The following is a 17,160-nucleotide window of genomic DNA, read 5'->3' on the forward strand; positions in this document are numbered from 1 at the left end:
CTTCGGGCCCGCTTAAGCCGCCGCGACCTTCAGCTTGATGAAGCGGTCGGGATGCGTGACATCGCCGCCCGTGCGACGGCGAGCGTGGAAGCGCACCTCGCCGTTCGTGGCACGCGCGAACGGATCGCGCAGAACCTGAAGCTGAATGCGATCGATGATGCGGTAGCCTTGAAGATCCCCGAACACGATCGGGAACGCGCCCGCTGCAATGTCCGGCATGTCCAGACATTCCACGATCGGCCGGCCAAGCATGGTGAGAGGCATGCCTGCGGTGATCGGATCGATGACGAGATATCGACCGTCGCTGTCCTTCCACTTGCGGATGGTGGCGAGCGTGTTCCGGTTCATCATCCACACGCCGCGCTGCGCATGCGTGGTGGGCAGCTTGTGATACAGGGTGATGAGCACGTCGGCCGGGTTACTCGCCGGGAACGATGCCGTTGCGCCGGTGACCATCTGCGCCACGTCGGCGTTCGTGAGAAGGCCGGTCGGCTGATTGTCATTGTCGCCGGTGCCGACGATGAACGCCTTGCCTTCGGCCAGGGCAAACGCTTCGGCGAATTCCTGCTGAAGCTCGCCGTCGAGATCATAGGCGTTGTCTTCCAAGAGCTGGGCCGAAACGTCGGTGTAGGTCGCGAGTTCGTGTGGCTTGATGGAAAGCTGCTCATAACTGCCCTGCGAAGCCGTGCGATTGGCGGTTTCGCCAACCCAATAGGCCGTGGGCGATCCGACGCGGCGGGGATACTTGGTTTCGGGCGCGCCGATCGTGACGACGCGGGCATACTGCCGGATGGGGCTGAATTCCTTGAGTAGCTTGATCAGTTCGGCGGCGAAGGTCTCGGGTGCGAGATAGCCGGCGGATGCGGACGTGCCGACGGTAAGCGACTTGCGCTCATCGGCGCTCATCTGCTCAAGGCCGCGCCGCGCATACAGGCCGAACGCCTTCGTCTCGGCATTGTCGTTTGCGGGGGCCGGATGATTGTTGTTCGCGGCGGTGGGGCGGTTGGACTTCGCTTCGATCCTGTCGAGGCGTGCCTTCAGGGCATCGAAGTCCCTCTTGTCGATCACCGGATCGGCCTTCGCCTCCGGCTGGTTCACGTCTTCATTTTCCATGGCTGGTTCCTTCTGAGCTTGGACTGCCGCGTCACCAGCGGACTTGACGGTGAGGATGCGCGCGGCCGGGTGACACGGGTTCGCGGTGATTGAGATTTCCGAGACATGCAGGCTGTAGATGTCGCGTCCGCCGCCGGGCCGGGCCTTCGTCTCACCGGCTCGGAAGCCGATCGAAAGGCCGTTGATGCGGCCGGCGCGAAGGCGGTTGTGAACGTCGCGAGCGCGCGGCACGGCATCGAGGAAGAGCTTGCCCTTAGCCTCAAGGCCGGCGTCGCTCTCGGCGACATGCTCCCACGTGCCTACGATGCGATCGGGATCGTGTTCGAAGAGGATCGGCATCGCAGCCGACACGCTGAATGCGCCTTTGTGGATGACGTCGCCAACGCGATCCGGCGAGCCGAATGGCCATGCGATGCCGGTGATGCTGCCGACCTCATCAACCGTGAACTTGGCTTTGAATTCGAGCTTATCCATTGGCGTCGTCCAGCTTGGTCGCGCTGCCGAAGAAGACGGTCTCGAGGATTGCAGCGGCGAGGGGGAAGGTCTCGGAGATCGGGCGGGGTGCGCCGTATGCGGCGATAAGATCAGCGGCTTCCTTCGGCGAAGCGCCGCCGCCGATGAGGGCGAGCCGGATCGTCTCCAGAAGATCAGCCAGGGCGAAGTCACGCGCGAAGACGCGGCGGCAGAGAAGGCCGATGCCAGCTCCGGTTTTCCGCTCAAGCTCCATGATGAGTTCGGGCGGAAGGGCGAAGCTGCGCTCGCCGTCGCCGAAGAAGGCAACGTGCGTCATGCGGCGTCCTTCCGGGGTGAAGCATTGTCGTTGGCCGAATCCGCAACGGTTGCGGAATTGCCCGGCGTGATGTTCGGATTGGCGAGCGTATCGCCGCCGTCCATTGGCTTCAGATTGAGCCCGGCGCGCACTTCGTTCGCTGTCATCGCGCCCATGGCGCGATATTGCTGATAGGTCGTGGCGCGCGTGGCGGCATTGGCCGTCAAGAGATCGTCCACGACGAACTCGACATAGAAGCCTTCGGCGCGCTCTTCAGGCGTGAGCAGGACGCGCGCATAAGCCCATTCCCAATCATCCATCCATGACCGGAGGGTCAGAGTCAGAAACGACTGGAACATCTCTTCCGCATTGGACCATGTGGCGCGGGAGAGTTCGAAGAGCAGGTGAGGGGGGACGCGGAAGAGCCGGGCGATCTCGACAATCTGTTCCGTTCGCATTTCCGCGAACTGAGCGTCGGCGGACGTGAGCGCGATTTGCTCATATCTCCAGCCGTCATCCAGCACCATCGGTTCGGTGAAGCCGCCCGAAGAAGTCGCCGCCCGATACGCCGCCTTGATCCCTTTGACGACGTTCGCTCCGTTGCTGCCGTCGGCACCGCCCTTGCGGTTGTCATTGAAGAAGAGCGCCGACGGCTTTGCGCCGCTGGCGAAGAGTTGGCTGGCATGCCGCTCAAGGATGGTCGCCAAGCCGATCGCTTCGCGGCCGGCCTTTACCGGGGAGATATCCAGCGGGGCGGCAATGTGGAGGATATCGCGGTAGCCATAGGTGGTCGGTCGGCCGGCCTTGTCGCGGTGGACATAGTAGGGCTCGCCGGTAGCCTCATCGGCTTCGATGGTGACGCGCATCGGGTCCAAGCGGATGAACTCCACAACACCGCCGTTCACCCGGTTGGCGAAGGCGAATCCGTGATCGAAGAGCAGGGCGTCTGCGGTGAGTTGCGCCCGGAGCTTGCCGGCACTGGTCCAGTCGTTTGCCTCGTCATGCACGAGGCGGTAGCCGGGGTGATCCTTGGCGGTTCGCTTCCCGGAAGGTGTGGAGACAAACACCTTCGCAGGAAGCGAACCCAACGCGCCCGAGATCAGTGCAACCGACGAGAACACCGCAGGGACGCGAAGCGCAGTAGCGGCATTGATCGTCGGGCCGGCAATCGTGGGGATGCCGCCGAAGATGTCGTATGCCGATGAATCAGAAAGCGGAACCGCTTTGGTTTCGGTTCCGCTTCGGAGAAGCCGACTCAGAAAGTCACGCGCACGCAAATGCTACAAACTCCATTTCCAGAGTATTGTAGCAGTGTCTGATCTAGGAACAAATACCTATTTTGTGCTATCAGAAAGATTTATCATATTGACAAATTTGAGAGATTCTGATCTAGGTGACATCAAATGGTGCGATTAGGTCCATCGCAGCGGCGAGCCCCGGAAGCATCACTTCACTGCGCCCATACATGTCCTGTGAGCCGCCGTCGGTGCGGCCGGTGATGTATCGGCGTGCATCTTCCGGCACATTGTCTCGACGGCAGAAGTCTTCGAATAGGTGTCGCCAACCGTGGTTGGGCGAAAGTTCGGGTCGCTTGTCGAAGGGGATCAGGCTGCGGACCCAAGCGGACATGCGGGGTTGTATCTGCACGTCCGCCTTTGTCTTACCGATGAAGAGCCGGCCGGTCGGTGCAGCTTTGACGAATTCGATCAAGCCCTCGGCCTCAAGCGCGGCGTGAACGGGGATTCGGCGTTCGCTGCTTTCATTCTTCAGCGACCTTCCGCCGACGGTTGTCACGCGCCAGAACCACCGACCGTGGCTTTCGAAGAAGTCTTCCTTGCGCAGCGATCCGGCTTCACTCACTCGCATGCCCGAATAGGCGCATAGCCATGGTATCCAGCGGAAGATCAGGTGCGTTTCGTTACGAGCAGCCGCCAGCACAAGCCGAGCTTCAGCCATCGTGAACGCGCGCAGATATGACGGGACCGTCTTGAAGTCAGGCAACTGAAGGTCGGAGAGGGGGTTGCCGGTAGGAAGGAAGTTCTTCGGATCGCTCTTTCGTGCCCAATTGATAATCGTCCGGACGTTCTGGAACTTGTATTTTATCGTGCGGTTTCCGATCACCCCTTCATCCTGCATCGCTTCCATCCACGCCTTGCCTTCATCGGCGGTAACCGTCGCGGCGTTGTCGGAACCTCGAAATTTCGCGAACTCAGCAGCGGGGTCCCGATACTTCTTGATCGTGGATGTCGGGAACGGCTTCGCATCCTTGCCCCGTGCGCGACGGGTTACCTCCGCATCGATGATCTGGTCGAAGTTGATGACGTGTTCCGGCTCTTGCTTCTCGGCAAGCGCATTCGTTAGCAGCGGGTGGGATGGTGAGCCGGTAACTACACCCTCGTTGCGTTCATGCTGACGTTCCATAGCTTCATAGCTGGCGACGCAAAGGGCGTGAGCGATCGATCGCCACTCTAGGGAGCCCTTCTCAGCGGAAGTGTTGCCCCTGAGCTGGGCGCGTCGGATGCGATGTCCAACGAGTTCGTCGAGTTCATCATCAGTCAGTTTGCCGGAGTAGCCATCGCGGTAGAGCCGGGCTTCATCCGCGTCTACTTCCGCCGCTGCATACCGGCTGTCGGACATCCGGATTTCGGCGTCGAATTCGATCTGGCTGAGGTAGTCGACCGCTGCAATTTGAGCGGCTGAAAGAGGATAGCGCGACACGGTCGGACCGCTTCCGGTGACCTGCTTTCGCCTCTGTTCCGCTAGGCCGATCTGGTGCTGAAGACCTGCTACCGCCCGCGGCAGTTTGGCGAGCGCCGAACGACGGTCGGGACCGAGTGCCGTCCGCAGTTCGGTCTTGTCGTCCAGATACGGACGGAGGGCAGGCGGGATGACGAGCCGGGCGAAGTAGCGGCCATCGCGATTAAGGAGGTGTCTGACTTTGCCTGCCATACGGCCAATCCATTTTGTAACGCTTTTTGTAACGTCAGAATGGACAAAAACCCTTGGCAGTCAAGCGGTTCAAGTGATTTCAATGGGATGGAATGGTGGGCGATGACAGGCTCGAACTGCCGACATCTTCGGTGTAAACGAAGCGCTCTACCAACTGAGCTAATCGCCCCAAGCGCGCGATTTAAGTGGTTTGCCACCCGTGTGCAAGCCTGTCTTGCTTGATTGCTTCGTGACAAAGTGAAGTTCCGCAGCGGCAGCGAGGCGGTCGATGCGATGTGCGAAAACTAGTTCGCCGCGCGCCGCCTATGCGCTTGACACACCGGGTCGAAGCGCCTAATTCACCGCCCACGACGACGGGCGCGCAAGCCCCGATGTCGGTGCGCGGGTGTAGCTCAGTCGGTTAGAGTGCCGGCCTGTCACGCCGGAGGTCGCGGGTTCGAGCCCCGTCACTCGCGCCATTGTTTTCAAGCACTTGCTCTGCTTGGATCTCGCGCCTTTCGACGGGCCGGTGGTATCTTCTTTCCGTCCGGTTTTGCGCGCCGTGGCTTTCGTCGAGGCGGCGATAGCCGGCTATTGTCTTGCCGAATTGCACCAGTTGTGCGGCCCGAGGCGGCACCCCCGCGCGACAGTGGACCTGCACGGCGGATTCCGGTTATAGAATCGTCCCGAAGGAAGGCCAGCGGTCGGGAGTAGCGAACTGTTTCGAACAACGGATGCCGGTTCGCTGGACCTTGAAGCGATGTTCAAGGGCTCGCCGAACGCCTACGTCATTTTCGACGAAGCCTTGAACATCGTCACCTGCAACGACGCCTATCTCTCGGCTGTGGGCCGCGGGAGCAGTGAAGAGATCGTCGGGCGATACCTTTTCGACGCCTTTCCAAGCCCGACCGAGAGTGCGAGCTACAACCTCCTGCGCCGGTCGCTGGACAAGGTGCTGATGACGCACGAGCGCGACTATATCGCGGTCATTCCCTATGACACGTCGCAGCCCGGCGACCCGCCGAACATGCGTTACTGGAGTGCGACGCACACGCCGATCTTCGACGGGAACGGCCAGTTCCGGTTCATCCTCCAGCACACCGTCGACATCACCGAGTTGCAGAAGCTCCGTGAGCGGGGCGCGCGCGAACTCATTGCGGAAGCGGGTGTGTTCCAGCGTGCCCAGGAGGTCCAGGCCGCCAACCAGGCGATCAGTGCCGAGAGCGAACTCTTGCGCGACATGTTCAAGCAGGCTCCCGGCTTCATCGGTATCCTTGGCGGCCCCGGTCACCATTTCATACTTGCAAACGACGCCTACGAGCGCCTCGTGGGCGGCCGCAGTCTGGTCGGGCTCACCGTCGCGGAGGCCCTGCCCGAGGTCGTCGGCCAGGGTTTCATCGACCTGCTCGACGCGGTCTACCGCAGCGGGGAGCCTTACGTCGGGACCGGCATTCCGGTGTCGCTCAGACAGCAGCACGGCGCGGAACCGCAGAAGCGCTACGTCGACTTCGTCTACCAGCCGATTTTCACCGAGGACGACGAGGTGAGCGGCATCTTCGTGCAGGGACACGACGTCACGGAAAAGGTCGAGGCCGAGCAGTTGCAGACGCTGCGCCGAAAGGAACTGGGCCATCGCCTGAAAAACCAGTTGGCCATGATCCAGGCGATCGTCAACCAGACGTTTCGCTCATCTACCGACATGAAGACGGCGGGCACGACCATATCGGAGCGGTTGCATGCGCTGGCGGGAGCTCATGAGAGCCTGATTTCCGGCTCCAGCGGGAAGACGACGGTTGGCGAGATCGTCCGGAAGACGATGGAGGTCCACGACGATCTGCGCATGCCGCGCATCCGCGCCGAGGGACCGCAAATGCAGATCGCCTCCCGTCCCGCCCTGTCGCTGTCGCTCGTCCTGCACGAGCTCTCCACCAACGCAACCAAGTATGGCGCGCTGTCGGGCGAGGGAGGAAACGTCACCCTGACCTGGGGCATAGACACGGAAGGCGACGCGCCGCGGTTCACCATGACCTGGCGCGAGGAAGGCGGACCGCCCGTGCGCACGCCTGCCAGGAGCGGCGCGGGCACGCGCCTGATCAAGGCCGGCCTTTCCGGCACCATCGACTGCCGAGTCGAGATGGAGTTCGAGCCGGACGGCATCGTTTGCCGGATCACCGCTGACCTGGAAAGCTTCAACAACGAGGAAGCGTGAGGCTCTGTCGTCGCGTGAACCTTCGATCACCTGATGCGTTTCTCTGCGCTCGCGATGATCGGCGAATGGTCGCGTGTGCGCGCGGCGCGCGCGTGGGCGAAACTGAAAAGACAAGAGGGCGTCTTGCCACTACCGCAGCCACTCATGGAACGGCTTCGCAAAGAGACCAGGAGCCGGCACGTGCGTCTCGAGCGCGACATGGGCCTCACTCCCTACACGGTGACGCGAATGAACATCGTTCGCCTTCTTGGCAAGTTCCATCGCTTCTATTCGTCCTGGGAGTCCTGGATCGAGGCGTCGCCAGTCGATCGGGACTTCTTCGACCCCCGCCGCAAACTGCATCTGATCGGGCGCGATCTCGCCGCCCTGGGGCTTGCCGTGCCGCGAACCGATCATGCCGAGCGGATCGATCTCGGATCGCCATCCTTGGAGAGGGCTTTCGGTTCGCTCTACGTAGTTGAAGGATCGACGCTCGGCGGCCAGGTCATCAATCGCTGGCTGGAGCACAGCCCGTGGGTCCCGGAGCGGGGGCTTTCCTATTTCGCCAGCTACGGCCGTGACGTCGGCGTGATGTGGCGGCGTTTCCAGACCATGATTGGCGACCGCGTGCCCGTATCGGCGCATGATGAGGTCGTCGCGGGCGCGGTCACGACCTTTGATCAGATGTATTTTTGTCTTTGCGGAAAAGAGGAGATGGCTTGACCGATCCGATATCCGAAGACCTGGAGGCCTGCGCGCGCGAGCCGATCCACATTCCCGGCGCCATTCAGCCGCACGGGGTGTTGCTCGTGCTTGATCGGTCGGACCTGACCATCCTGCAGGCAAGCCGGAACGCGGCATCGATGCTCGGCGCGTCGATCGAAGCGGGCGCGCGGCTGGCCGACATCCTCCCGGACATCGCCCGTGAAATCTCGGACGAGATGAGCTTGGAGGAAAGCGGGTTCCAGCAACAGTTCGACATCGGCGGGCGTCCCATGAATGCCGCGGCGCATCGGTCGGGCGAAACCCTGCTGCTGGAGTTGGAGACGGTTCCAGTTGATGGGGAGAGGTCGGTGGAGCGGCTGTTTCCGCGACTGCGGCGGTTTGCCGACAGCCTGGCGGCGGCGCGGGACGATCAAGGGGCCGCCGAACTTCTGGCCCGGCACATCCGCGGCCTCACCGGTTTCGACCGGGTGCTCGTCTACCGGTTCGATGAGGAATGGAACGGCCATGTGATCGGAGAGGACGGCAACGGTGTTCTGCCGTCGTATCTCGGACTGCGCTTTCCCGCCGGCGACATACCGGCGCAAGCACGCCAACTCTACCGTCTCAACCGCGTGAGGATCATCCCCGACGTGAATTACGTCCCGGTTTCGATCGATCCGGATGAGGATCCGCGCACGGGGCAGCCGCTCGACCTAAGCTTCTCGATCCTGCGCAGCGTCTCGCCGATCCACCTCGAATACATGCGCAACATGGGGACCGCGGCCTCGATGTCCGTCTCGATCGTTGTCGATGGCAAATTGTGGGGCCTCGTTGCGTGCCATAGCCGCAATCCGCACATGGTGGCGCTGAACGTGCGGGACGCGTGCGATTTCGCCGTGCAATCGGCGGCGATGCAGATCGCAGGCCGCGAGAGGGCGCGCGAAGTCGCCAAACAAGTACAACTGGGAGAGACGTCGCGCCGGCTTCTGGCCGCCATGACCTATGTCTCGGACTGGCGCAAGGGCATTTTCGCCCAGGAGCAGGATCTGCTCGCACAGGTCGGCGCCTCCGGGGCCGCCATCGTGGCCGAAGACGGATGCTGGTGTGCCGGTAAATGCCCCGGCGAAGCACAGATCCGCTCGATCGTGGACTGGCTGGAACGCAAGGGGACACCAGACATCGTCTCCACCGACCACCTCGCCGAGGAGTTTCCTGACGCCGCGGAGTTCGCCGATGTCGGCAGCGGGCTGATCGCCATCACGATTTCGGAGCTGTATCCGAGCTGGTTGCTCTGGTTCCGACCCGAAGTGGTGCGGACCGTCGCCTGGGGCGGCGACCCCCACAAAGTGGTGCGCGAGGCCGGTCGGATCCATCCGAGAAAATCATTCGAGGCATGGAAGGAGCAGCTCCGCCATCGCTCCACGCCATGGAGCCAGACGGAGATCGCGGCAGCGCGAAACCTGCGCGATGCCGTCGTCGGCATCGTCTTGCGCAGGGCCGAGGAACTGGCGCAACTGACGGAAGACCTCCAGCGCTCCAACAAGGAGCTCGAAGCCTTCTCCTATTCCGTGTCGCACGACCTGCGCGCGCCGTTCCGTCACATCGTGGGGTTCTCGGAACTCCTGCGCGAGCGGGAGAAGAACCTGGATCAGAAGTCCCGGCACTATCTGGATACCATCGCGGAATCCGCCGTTGCGGCCGGGCGCCTGGTCGACGACCTCCTGAACTTCTCCCACCTCGGTCGGACCGAACTGGCGTTCAAGAACGTCGACATGAACAAAGTGGTGAACGAGGTTCGCCAGTCGCTCGCCCTGGCAGCGAAGGGGAGACGGATTGTCTGGAACGTGGAAGAGCTCCCCTCGGCATGGGGAGACGCGACGCTGCTCAGGCAGGTCTGGCACAACCTCGTCGAAAACGCGGTCAAGTACACGCGCCCAAAGGAAGAGGCGGTGATATCGATCAGTGGCCGGAGAGAGGGCGAAGAGACCATCTATGCCATCGGCGACAATGGCGTCGGTTTCGATATGGCCTACATCGACAAGCTCTTCGGCGTGTTTCAACGACTCCAGCGTGTCGAGGATTTCGAAGGAACCGGCATCGGGCTGGCCCTGTCGCGCCGCGTCATCGAGCGGCATGGCGGTCGCATCTGGGCCGAAGGAGAGGTCGACAGAGGCGCGCGCTTCCACTTCGCGCTGCCGGTGAAGAAGAAAGGAGAGTACGGTGGCTGAACTTCCTCCGGTCCTCTTGGTGGAGGACAGTCCCAAGGATCTGGAGCTTACGCTCGCTGCGCTGGAAAAGTGCCAGCTGGCAAACGACATCGTTGTGGCCCGTGATGGCGAGGAAGCGCTCGACTATCTTTATGCGCGAGGTCGGTATGCGGGTCGCGACGGCAGCGATCCCACTGTCGTCCTGCTCGACCTGAAGCTGCCCAAGATCGACGGGCTCGAGGTTCTGCAGCAGGTGAAGGGGGACGATGACCTGAAGCACATACCGGTGGTCATGCTGACCTCCTCGCGCGAGGAACAGGATCTCGTCCGAAGCTATGCGCTTGGCGTCAACGCGTTCGTCGTAAAGCCGGTGGAATTTTCCGAGTTCTTCAAGGCCATCCAGGATCTGGGGGTCTTCTGGGCGATCCTGAACGAGGCCCCTCGGAGGTTTCGCCGCCCATGATGGATACTACGGACAGGCAGGTCACCATCCTCCTTCTCGAGGATAGCGACTTCGATGCGGAACTGATTTCGGAACATGTGCGTCAGGTATCGCCGGAACCAGATATCCTGCGGGCTATCGGCAGGCGGGACTATGTCGAGGCGCTGGAAAATGGCTGCTGCGACGTCATTCTCTCTGACTACTCTCTGCCCGGCTTTGACGGCATGGCGGCGCTCGACCTCGCCATCGAGAAGGCGCCGAACACGCCGTTCATCTTCGTCTCCGGCGTGCTGGGCGAGGAGATAGCGATCGAATCCTTCAAGAAGGGAGCGACGGACTACGTTCTGAAGCAGCGGCTGATGCGGTTGCCGGCGGCAATCGACCGAGCCTTGGCGGAGGCGCGCGAAAAGGTGGAACGGAGGCGTGCGGAAGAGCAGCTGAAGCTCCTCGTGGCGGAACTAAGCCATCGTGTGAAGAACACGCTCGCAACGGTCATGTCCATCGTGCGACGCTCGGCGTCGAGAAGCAGCACCGTCGAGGATTACCAGCAGACCCTCACAAGTCGCTTGCGTGCGCTCTCCGACGCCCATGCGCTTCTGTTCGAATCCAACTGGGGTGAAACCGACCTGCGGCAGGTTCTGAAAAGAACACTGCATCCGTTTCGGCCGGGGCAGGGCGTCCACATCGGCATCTCCGGACCCGACGTGGTGCTGGAGCCCAAAGCCGCGCTTGCCCTCAGCCTCATCTTTCACGAACTCGTCACCAACGCGATGAAGTACGGCGCCCTGTCGACGGATAGCGGAAAGGTGGAAATCGAATGGAAAAAAAGCCCCGATGTCGGCGCGGGGCAGCAGATACAGTTCACATGGCGTGAGACGGGTGGTCCACTCGTGGAGACGTCGGAGCCCGGCTTCGGCCACACGCTGATCGCGCGCAGCGCCGAGTATGAATTGGACGGAGAGGCCAGGATCGGGTTTCGACCGACCGGATTGGTATGTGAGATTCAGTTCGCCGCAGCTTGAGCACGGCGCTGCTCGCGAACAAACGTCCGCTGTATGATCTCCAGCAGCTTGTCGGTGGCGCAGGGCTTCGGAAGCATGGGAACGTCCTTCAGCCGCAGCTTGATATCTGGCAGATCGACGTAGCCGCTGCATACGACGGTCGGGATGCCGTTCCCGCGCAATTTTTCGATAAGTGGGAAAGAGTATTCCCCGCGCAGATTCATATCGACGATTGCGCCATCGATCTCTTCATCGGCGGCCGCCATGGCCTTGTCGAGCCGCTCGCAAGGACCGACCACGTGGCAGCCGAAGTCCTCCAGCGTCGCCTCCATGTCCATAGCGATGAGCAGATCATCTTCGACCACCAGGATCCGGAGGCCGCTCAGTAAGTTCGAATTCAGAGATTGCACGCTGGAACCACCCCACCTGTCGCGTCTTCTTCCGCCCCGGGATAGCGACGGAAAGTGGTTTTTCTCCTAAATGGGCTAAGTCGGCAAAAGTTCCGTTCCGATCCGAGCACCGGATTTCAATTGTCGGACGGCGGGTTGACTGTGACCGAAAATGCCTCGACGGTCTGGCTTCGGCGGCCTGAAATCTTCGCAACCAGCGGAAAGTGACGACAGGAACGATGAGCCAGGAGGTGGCGGATCACATGCGGTCGGCAAACGACGGCAAGAAGGCGTCCGTCGAAGTGGAACTGAAACTCCTGGTCAAGCCGAAAGACCTCGCGGCGCTCGCCAGCGCGCCGGTTATCGAACGGTATGCGCGCAACGGCGGCACCGTGCGGAACCTGCGCTCCGTCTACTTCGATACGCCCGAGCGGAGATTGTGGAACGCAGGCTGGACCTTGCGGGTCCGCAAGAGCGGCAGCCGGCATGTCATGACGGTCAAGTCCCTGGGGTCGGCCGGCGGAGGCATGATCGGGCGCGGCGAGTGGGAAGTGCCCGTCCGGACGATGGAACCCGACCTCGCGGCCCTGCCGGAGGACGTGCCCGAAGCGTTTCGCAAGGCGGTCGAGGGCGCGGATTTGGCGTCCGTCGTGAACACGCAGGTGAAGCGCCGGGCTCGCAAACTCGATCTGCCGGACGCCTGTATCGAACTCGCCGTCGATACGGGCGAGGTCGTCGCCGGAGAACGGCGCGAGGTCCTGAGCGAGATCGAACTCGAGCTCGTGTCCGGCAGGGTCGGCACGCTGTACGACATCGGGCTCGAACTTCTCGACCTCGCGCCCGTCGAGATGAGCCTCTACAGCAAGGCCGCGCGCGGCTTCGATCTCACGCTGGATCGCCCCCCGGGCTTCAAGAAGCCGAGTAGCGCGGACCTGCCGCCCCGCGTGGGACTCGACGAGGCTTTCGCGGGCATGCTCGGCACGGCATTGCGGCACTTCGTCGAGAACAGGCCGTCCGCGCTCGATGGGCGCCATCCGGAGGGCGTGCATCAGGTCCGCGTCGCGCTGAGAAGGCTCCGCTCGATCCTCAACATCGTCCACAAATCGACCGGATCGACGGAGGCCGCTTCCTTCGGCCAGGACGCGAAGTGGATCGCCGGTGCGCAGGGGGACGCGCGCAACTGGGACGTTTTCATCGGCGAGACGGTGCCGCCGATTGCCACCGGGTGCCCGGACGTCGAGGGCTTCGATCTTTTGCTGCGGCATGCCGGAGACGAACGGACGCGTGGCTACGACACGTCTCGCGCCGCGCTGGGCGATATGCGCGCGCTGCGGTTTCCGTTGGCGCTCGGGCGCTGGATCGAAGCCCGTGGGTGGCGCACCGATGCTGCGGCGGACGTCCTGGAACGTCTCGGCCATCCGGCATCGGGTTATGCGAGTTCCGTTCTCGACCGGCAGTTCCGCAAGGTGCTGAAGCGCGGGCGCAAGTTCTCGAAGCTCAAGCCGGAAGAACGGCACGAGCTGAGGCTCGCCGTCAAGAAGCTGCGGTATCTGACGGATTTCCTTCTGCCGCTGTGCACGAAGAGCAAGAAGGCCGCCCCGTTCATGAAAGCGCTGTCGCGGCTCCAGGATGGTCTCGGCCGCTACAACGACATGGCGACGACCGACCTGCTGCTGGGCAAGATCACGATGCAGGACCGGCCGGCGGCCTTCCACCGCGCCTGCGGCATCGTCCACGGCTGGCAGGCACGCGACCTGACCATCGTGGAAGATGAACTCAGAGCCCGCTGGAAGGAATTTTCCGGCCAGAAGGTGCCGTGGACGCACTGAGCCGCTCCCCGGATCCTGCGGAGTGGGATCGCGCTGCCGATCGCGGTCAGCCGGGGAGCAGTTTCTCCATCTCCGTCCGGACGCGCCGCACTGCCTCGTCCTTGACGGGTCCGTAGCCGCGAATTTGCATCGCCAATCGCATGGCATCGGCAAGGCGCGGCAGGGTATCGGGGGAGAGCTCGGAAAGCGCCCGCTCGATCTTTGCTTCGTACCAGCCGATCAGGCCGCGCTCCATGCGCCGCTCCGCCGTGTAGCCGAACGGGTCGAACGGGGTGCCGCGAAGACCCTTCATCCGCGCCAGGAGCCGGAACGGCGTCCTGATCCAGGGGCCGAAGGCGCGCTTCAGCGGGCGGCCGCGCGCGTCCTTGCCGCCGGGGAGGAGAGGTGGTGCCAGATGATGGACGACGCGGAAGTCCCCGTCGAATTCCGATCGAAGACGTTCCGCAAAGCCGGTCTGGGTGTGCAGGCGCGCGACTTCGTATTCGTCTTTGTAGGCCATCAGCTTGAAGAGCGAGCGCGCCACTGCGTCGGTCAGGCTTTCGGAGCCGAGCGGCCTCTCAGCCTCGCGCACCTTGTCGACGAGTAGCCGATAGCGTTCGGCGTAGCGCCGGTCCTGGTAGTCGGTGAGGAAAGCCTCGCGCCGGGTGACCAACTGGTCGAGTGTCTCCTTCGGCGCGGGTTTCGGACCGATCAGGCTCTCGAGCCGCTCGGGCATCGCCTGCGCGACGCGGCCGAGCAGGAAGGCGCGATGGTTGGCCTCCGTCGCCACGCCGTTGAGTTCGATCGCCTGCCGCAGCGCTTCCTCGGAGACCGGCACGAGCCCCTGCTGCCAGGCGAACCCGAGCATCATTACATTGGCGAAGACGCTGTCGCCGAAGAGCTTTTCGGCGAGCATGTTGGCATCGACGGCGGCCAGCGCCCCTTCGCCGACCACGCCGGCAATGGCCGCAAGCCGCTTGTCGACCGAGAGGTCGGCGTCGCGGCGGCGCACGATGTCGCCCGTCGGCATCTTGGCAAGGTTGACGGCCGCCCTCATGCCCGGCCGGTAGGTCGCCGAGGCCTTGGGCGAGGAGGAGACGACGATGTCGCAACCGATCAGCGCGTCGGCTGCGCCCTTGTCGATCCGCACCTGGTTGATCGCCTCGGGCGAGCGGGCGATCCGCACGAAGGAGAGCACCGGTCCGAACTTCTGGGCGAAGCCGGTGAAGTCGAGCACGGAGGAGCCCTTCGCCTCCAGATGTGCCGCCATGGTGACCAGCGCGCCAATGGTGACGACGCCGGTCCCGCCGACCCCGGTAATCAGAAGGTCGAAGGGCTTTTCCAGCGAAGGCAGGTCGGGCGAGGGCAGGCCGCTTGCCAACCTGGCAAGATCGAGTTCGACGCCGGACTTTTTCTTCCGCGTCGCACCCTCCACCGTGACGAAGCTCGGGCAGAAGCCGTTCACGCAGGAAAAATCCTTGTTGCAGGAGGACTGGTTGATCCGCCGCTTGCGGCCGAACTCGGTTTCCACCGGCTCGACGGACAGGCAGTTGGACTCCACCGAACAGTCGCCGCAGCCCTCGCAGACGAGTTCGTTAATGACGGCGAATTTCTTCGGGTCCTCCATCGTGCCGCGCTTTCGGCGCCGCCGCTTCTCTGTCGCGCATGTCTGCTCGTAGATCAGCACCGTCACGCCGGGAATGTCCCGCAAATCGCGCTGGACCGCATCCAGTTCGCGGCGGTGGTGGATGGTCACGCCGGAGGGAAAATCGCCCGCACGAAACTTCTCCGGCTGGTCCGACACCAGCGCGATCCGCACCACGCCCTCCGCCCGTGCGGAATGGGCGATCGCTTGCACCGAGACGGGACCGTCCACGGGCTGGCCGCCGGTCATGGCAACGGCATCGTTGAACAGGATCTTGTAGGTGATGTTCGCGTTCGCCGCGACCGCCTGCCGGATGGCCATCGACCCGGAATGGTACCAGGTGCCTTCGCCGAGGTTCTGGAACACGTGCCCGTTGCCGGTGAAGCGCGAGGAGGCCACCCAGTTCACGCCTTCGCCGCCCATCTGGATCAGCGAGGTGGTCTCGCGGTCCATCCAGCTCGCCATGAAATGGCAGCCGATGCCAGCGAGCGCCTTCGAGCCCTCGGGCACCTTGGTCGACGTGTTGTGGGGACAGCCGGAACAGAAATACGGCGTTCGCGTCGCACCTTCGACGCTGAGGGAAATTGCCTTTTCGCCCACGATTTCGGCCGCACGCGCCATGAAGCCGCGGTCCGGGAAGATGCCTTCCAGTCGCTTCGCCACGATCGGCACGAGCTGGCGCGGGGACAGTTCGCCGGTCCAGGGCACCAGCCGCTCGCCGGTCTCGTCGCGCTTGCCCACCATGACGCGCGGCTTGTGTCCGGGCCAGTCGTAGAAATACTCCTTGAACTGGCTCTCGATGATGCCGCGCTTCTCCTCGACGACCAGCACTTCCTCCTTGCCGCGCACGAAGTCGAGCGCGTCGCGCCGTGCCAGCGGCCAGACCATGCCGACCTTGTAGATGTCGATGCCGAGCTCGCGGCATTCGGCCTCGCCGATGCCGAGCAGGCGCAGCGCCTCCATCAGGTCGAGATGGCCCTTGCCCGTGGTGACGATGCCGAAGCGCGCGTCCTTGACGTCGTAGATGTGCCGATCGATCGGGTTCGCGTCGGCGAAGGCGAAGACGGCCTGCTTCTTGGCCTCCATCCGTTCCTCGATCTGCGGTCCTGGAAGGTCCGGCCAGCGGTAATGCAGGCCTCCGGGGGGAGGGGTGAAATCGGGAAGGGCGAAGACACGGTCGGGTCTCAGTTCGACCGAAGCGGCCGATTCCACAGTCTCCGAGATCGCCTTGAAGCCGACCCACATGCCCGAGAAGCGCGACAGTGCGTAGCCCCATTCGCCGAAGGCGAGATACTCCGCAACGTTCGCCGGGTTCAGCGTCGGCATGAACCAGGCCATGAAGGCGACGTCCGACTGGTGCGGCATGGAGGAAGAGACGCAGCCATGGTCGTCGCCCGCCACGACGAGCACTCCGCCGTTGGAAGAGGAGCCGTAGGCGTTGCCGTGCTTCAGCGCATCGCCGGCGCGGTCCACGCCCGGCCCCTTGCCGTACCACAGCGCGAAGACGCCATCCGCGGTCCTGTCCGGATTGGTCTCGACCTGCTGGCTGCCGAGCACGGCGGTTGCCGCCAGATCCTCGTTCACCGCAGGCAGGAACTCGATGCGGCTTTCCTCGACGAGCTTCTTCACGCGCCAGAGTTCGAGGTCGAGGCCGCCGAGTGGCGAGCCGCGATAGCCGGAGATGAAGCCGGCGGTATTTTTTCCTGCCTCCCTGTCGCGCCGCGCCTGGTCCAGAGCGACGCGCACCAGCGCCTGTGTGCCGGTCATGAAGACGCGGCCGGATGTCTCGGTGTAGCGGTCCTGCAGCTTGTAGCGCGAGAAATCGCGGATGGGATCATGTGCCGTCAAGGTAACCTCCCACTGGGTCCTCCCATCATAGCTGGATCGGCCGGAATGTTTGTCCAGAATTCCGAAAGTTGGCATGGCGTGTGAGAGGAATCTTCGTTATCGCTTTGCAATTCGGAG

General features: G+C 63.1%; 12 protein-coding genes and 2 tRNA genes. 7 read left to right on the forward strand and 7 right to left on the reverse strand.

Annotated features, from left to right (window positions below; translation table 11 throughout):
• Positions 1-12: 12 nt before the first annotated feature.
• The 5 genes from ABGN05_RS23220 to ABGN05_RS23240 all read right to left on the reverse strand — a co-directional run bounded on the left by ABGN05_RS23220 (position 13) and on the right by ABGN05_RS23240 (position 5,000).
• Entirely contained in the window at positions 13-1,587 is a 1,575-nt protein-coding gene (locus ABGN05_RS23220; protein WP_367956423.1) for a phage major capsid protein, read from the reverse strand.
• A complete protein-coding gene (locus ABGN05_RS23225; RefSeq protein WP_367956424.1) occupies positions 1,580-1,903 on the reverse strand; it encodes a gene transfer agent family protein in 324 nt (107 codons plus the stop codon). The genes ABGN05_RS23220 and ABGN05_RS23225 overlap by 8 nt, the downstream gene beginning before the upstream one ends.
• Positions 1,900-3,159 carry a phage portal protein gene (locus tag ABGN05_RS23230; protein WP_367956425.1) on the reverse strand — a complete coding sequence of 420 codons (1,260 nt, stop codon included), beginning with the start codon at positions 3,157-3,159 and terminating at the stop codon, positions 1,900-1,902. The genes ABGN05_RS23225 and ABGN05_RS23230 overlap by 4 nt, the downstream gene beginning before the upstream one ends.
• 112 nt (positions 3,160-3,271) lie before the next feature.
• Complete coding sequence (locus ABGN05_RS23235; RefSeq protein WP_367956426.1) at positions 3,272-4,831, reverse strand: site-specific integrase; 1,560 nt, start codon at positions 4,829-4,831, stop codon at positions 3,272-3,274.
• Positions 4,832-4,924: 93 nt separating this feature from the next.
• Positions 4,925-5,000 (reverse strand) — tRNA-Val (locus ABGN05_RS23240).
• Positions 5,001-5,212: 212 nt separating this feature from the next.
• Here ABGN05_RS23240 and ABGN05_RS23245 point away from each other — a divergent pair.
• From ABGN05_RS23245 to ABGN05_RS23270, 6 genes are all read left to right on the forward strand, one after another.
• A tRNA-Asp gene (locus tag ABGN05_RS23245) sits at positions 5,213-5,289 on the forward strand.
• Between the two features lie 281 nt (positions 5,290-5,570).
• On the forward strand, positions 5,571-7,019 hold the full coding sequence (locus ABGN05_RS23250) for a sensor histidine kinase (RefSeq protein ID WP_367956427.1): 1,449 nt from the start codon (positions 5,571-5,573) through the stop codon (positions 7,017-7,019).
• Between the two features lie 54 nt (positions 7,020-7,073).
• Positions 7,074-7,721: a biliverdin-producing heme oxygenase gene (locus ABGN05_RS23255; protein ID WP_367956428.1), complete on the forward strand. Its 648-nt coding sequence runs from the start codon at positions 7,074-7,076 to the stop codon at positions 7,719-7,721.
• Positions 7,718-9,931, forward strand: coding sequence for an ATP-binding protein (locus ABGN05_RS23260; RefSeq protein WP_367956429.1), 2,214 nt, complete (start codon positions 7,718-7,720; stop codon positions 9,929-9,931). The genes ABGN05_RS23255 and ABGN05_RS23260 overlap by 4 nt, the downstream gene beginning before the upstream one ends.
• Complete coding sequence (locus tag ABGN05_RS23265; protein WP_367956430.1) at positions 9,924-10,373, forward strand: response regulator; 450 nt, start codon at positions 9,924-9,926, stop codon at positions 10,371-10,373. Before ABGN05_RS23260 ends, ABGN05_RS23265 begins: the two co-directional genes overlap by 8 nt.
• A complete protein-coding gene (locus ABGN05_RS23270; RefSeq protein ID WP_367956431.1) occupies positions 10,370-11,374 on the forward strand; it encodes a sensor histidine kinase in 1,005 nt (334 codons plus the stop codon). The genes ABGN05_RS23265 and ABGN05_RS23270 overlap by 4 nt, the downstream gene beginning before the upstream one ends.
• Here the strand turns inward: ABGN05_RS23270 and ABGN05_RS23275 are convergent.
• Entirely contained in the window at positions 11,356-11,763 is a 408-nt protein-coding gene (locus tag ABGN05_RS23275; protein WP_367956432.1) for a response regulator, read from the reverse strand. The genes ABGN05_RS23270 and ABGN05_RS23275 overlap by 19 nt on opposite strands.
• 242 nt (positions 11,764-12,005) lie before the next feature.
• On the opposite strand from ABGN05_RS23275, the gene ABGN05_RS23280 reads away from it, so the two are divergent.
• A complete protein-coding gene (locus ABGN05_RS23280) occupies positions 12,006-13,571 on the forward strand; it encodes a CYTH and CHAD domain-containing protein (protein WP_367956433.1) in 1,566 nt (521 codons plus the stop codon).
• 46 nt (positions 13,572-13,617) lie between these two features.
• Here the strand turns inward: ABGN05_RS23280 and ABGN05_RS23285 are convergent, their stop codons facing one another.
• Complete coding sequence (locus tag ABGN05_RS23285) at positions 13,618-17,043, reverse strand: indolepyruvate ferredoxin oxidoreductase family protein (RefSeq protein ID WP_367956434.1); 3,426 nt, start codon at positions 17,041-17,043, stop codon at positions 13,618-13,620.
• Positions 17,044-17,160 lie beyond the last annotated feature (117 nt).

The organism is Aquibium pacificum (assembly GCF_040839445.1).
GTDB lineage: Bacteria > Pseudomonadota > Alphaproteobacteria > Rhizobiales > Rhizobiaceae > Aquibium > Aquibium pacificus.

What these genes read in the sequence shown, in the direction of transcription:
- ABGN05_RS23270 (WP_367956431.1), top strand. Translation starts at nt 10,370, where the DNA reads ATGATGGATACTACGGACAGGCAGGTCACCATCCTCCTTCTCGAGGAT.
- ABGN05_RS23235 (WP_367956426.1), bottom strand. Translation starts at nt 4,831, where the DNA reads ATGGCAGGCAAAGTCAGACACCTCCTTAATCGCGATGGCCGCTACTTC.
- ABGN05_RS23220 (WP_367956423.1), bottom strand. Translation starts at nt 1,587, where the DNA reads ATGGATAAGCTCGAATTCAAAGCCAAGTTCACGGTTGATGAGGTCGGC.
- ABGN05_RS23225 (WP_367956424.1), bottom strand. Translation starts at nt 1,903, where the DNA reads ATGACGCACGTTGCCTTCTTCGGCGACGGCGAGCGCAGCTTCGCCCTT.
- ABGN05_RS23250 (WP_367956427.1), top strand. Translation starts at nt 5,571, where the DNA reads ATGTTCAAGGGCTCGCCGAACGCCTACGTCATTTTCGACGAAGCCTTG.
- ABGN05_RS23280 (WP_367956433.1), top strand. Translation starts at nt 12,006, where the DNA reads ATGCGGTCGGCAAACGACGGCAAGAAGGCGTCCGTCGAAGTGGAACTG.
- ABGN05_RS23255 (WP_367956428.1), top strand. Translation starts at nt 7,074, where the DNA reads ATGATCGGCGAATGGTCGCGTGTGCGCGCGGCGCGCGCGTGGGCGAAA.